At 32.8% G+C, this 2,098-nt stretch carries 2 protein-coding genes; one reads left to right on the top strand and one right to left on the bottom strand.

Translation table 11 applies throughout. From position 1 onward, the window contains the following. Positions 1–473 precede the first annotated feature (473 nt). Positions 474–1,037 carry a hypothetical protein gene (locus QMO11_RS21805; protein WP_282040077.1) on the bottom strand — a complete coding sequence of 188 codons (564 nt, stop codon included), beginning with the start codon at positions 1,035–1,037 and terminating at the stop codon, positions 474–476. A gap of 258 nt (positions 1,038–1,295) precedes the next feature. Here QMO11_RS21805 and tssD point away from each other — a divergent pair, with 258 nt between their 5' ends. After that, positions 1,296–2,081, top strand: coding sequence for a type VI secretion system tube protein TssD (gene tssD / locus QMO11_RS21800; RefSeq protein ID WP_282040075.1), 786 nt, complete (start codon positions 1,296–1,298; stop codon positions 2,079–2,081). The last annotated feature ends 17 nt before the right edge of the window (positions 2,082–2,098 follow it).

The following is a 2,098-nucleotide window of genomic DNA, read 5'->3' as shown; positions in this document are numbered from 1 at the left end:
GCCTCAATTTTTCGCCTTGCCTAAGCTAAAAATACACAAAACAATTTAAGGCTCACTTTAAAATAGAATTGGTATTACTCAGTCTTTTTATTATAATAAAACATTTTGCATTTATAGATTACTATACAATATATGCTTGTTATCTAGCCATACTTGTTTAATATCATCAAATTATAAAGGGTTTACGAATACTCTTAGGTTTTCACTACTTATTTACTCCTATGTGATTAAAACATGCTCCTATATTACTAGAACAAATAACTATGTGAGCAAAACAACCTCCTAAATCCAACAAGCTTGCTCCTATGTGTTACAAATTGAGTCCTATGTGCTAAAAGTTTAGTCCTATGTTACACAAATATACTCCTATGTTATCAAGTATTTATTCTAAGTTTTAAACTTAGTCTCCTACTTATCAATGATATAGTCCTATTTATTAAAAATGAACTCCTAGTTGGTTTAACTCTGTAATTTTAAGGAACTAATTCATAAACTTTATTTAAAAATGGTCGTGCTACACACAGCCAAGTTATGTTATTGAGATAATGAAATTCTGAACTATTAAACTCCGTTATCTCTTCTTCGAAATGTGCGATCAGTACCGATTTAACTAAATCGTGGGCGTCTTTTCTTAGTTTCTGGCGCTTTATTTCCTGTTCATATTCGTCCCAATGAATTTGTTTGGCATATGCATGTTTGGATTGAGGTATAAAACTTAAGAATTCTTGTAGTTCAACTTCGCTTTCTGCTAGTGTAGTGATCTTTGGGATATAAGATTCTGTTTTCTGAAATAATATAGAATCATCTGTATCAGTAGAATCACAATAATACTCGAATGCCATTAAGGATAAAATATCTGACTCGTCTTTAATTTGATTTAAACTCTCTTCGTTTTCAAGTAACTGCGGATATAGGTGCGTAGCATAGTTACATAATTTTAAAGATAAGTCGGCAGTAAAACTATCCCTTTCTTTGCAGTAATTATCTAGTGCCTCACATAGATTACGTATCTCTTCATAAAATTCTTGTAGGTCCACGATTAATTATTTGATTCGGTTATAAACTTAATTCTTTATTTAACAATACTACCTAATAAACACCAGAATCCTTATATTTTATTCCAACGTGTTTAACTAAACTCCTACACCAATACCTATAGTTATTATACAAGTAATTAGATGTTTGCATAGGTCAAATTTGATTTGTTTAAAACATGAGATTGTATTACTATTGTACCATAATCTAAATTATTAACCAAAACCTAAACCAAGTTAGTCAAACTTTTTCCGTAATTTATGTATAAAATAAAACTAGTTGTAAACAGCTATGAACGCTGGCTTACAAGCTTGCGCTACGAGTACTTTTGTCCCGTAGAAATGGATCCTGAATACTATAAAAAGTATTTACAAAAGAATTTTCCTTTTGAATCTGCCGACACAACAGATATGGCTATGGCTCCCTATAACCACCGTACCATACCAGTGGTAAAAGTTTCAGAGTACGATAAAAAACTCATAAAAGATAGCTTACGAGAAGCTGAGTTTGCCGTTAAGCATGGCGAATCAGATATTGGTGCCAAGGAATTTTCCTCATTTGGCGAAAAGAATCCATTAAAGTCTAAATACTATACAAAATTGGCTAAAGCACGCCAACGTAATGGACTCGATTATGGTATAGCTCCCAACTACACTTACAACTATGATAGTTATATTCGCCCAGTGAAACAAATAACAAAGCCCATCGAGTATAATAAGTTTGGAGGTATATTTAACCTCACGCTCGATTCGGGTGAAGAGGATGACTTTTTGTACGAATGGTTGTTACAGGGTAATATGAAACAAGGCAAATTAGTATTCTACGATGGCGACCTTGACCAAGCTTTTAAAATAGAATTTTGGGACTGTTACTGCATTAGTGTTGGTGAGCAAATGACATCAACAGGTAGTAGCGCCATGCAAATGAACTTACGTTTGTCTCCTGCTATTACCCGTAACCGAAGCGAAGAACATCAAAAAGTATGGAAAGCTTGGATTCAAGGGTCTAGTGCAACAAAGTTTGTTTTTGTATTGGATGCAAATTAGCATAATTAATTTTTATT

The organism is Saccharicrinis aurantiacus, assembly GCF_947489045.1.
Classification (GTDB): Bacteria; Bacteroidota; Bacteroidia; order Bacteroidales; family Marinilabiliaceae; genus Saccharicrinis; species Saccharicrinis aurantiacus.
This window is presented reverse-complemented; position numbering and strand designations above follow the sequence as displayed.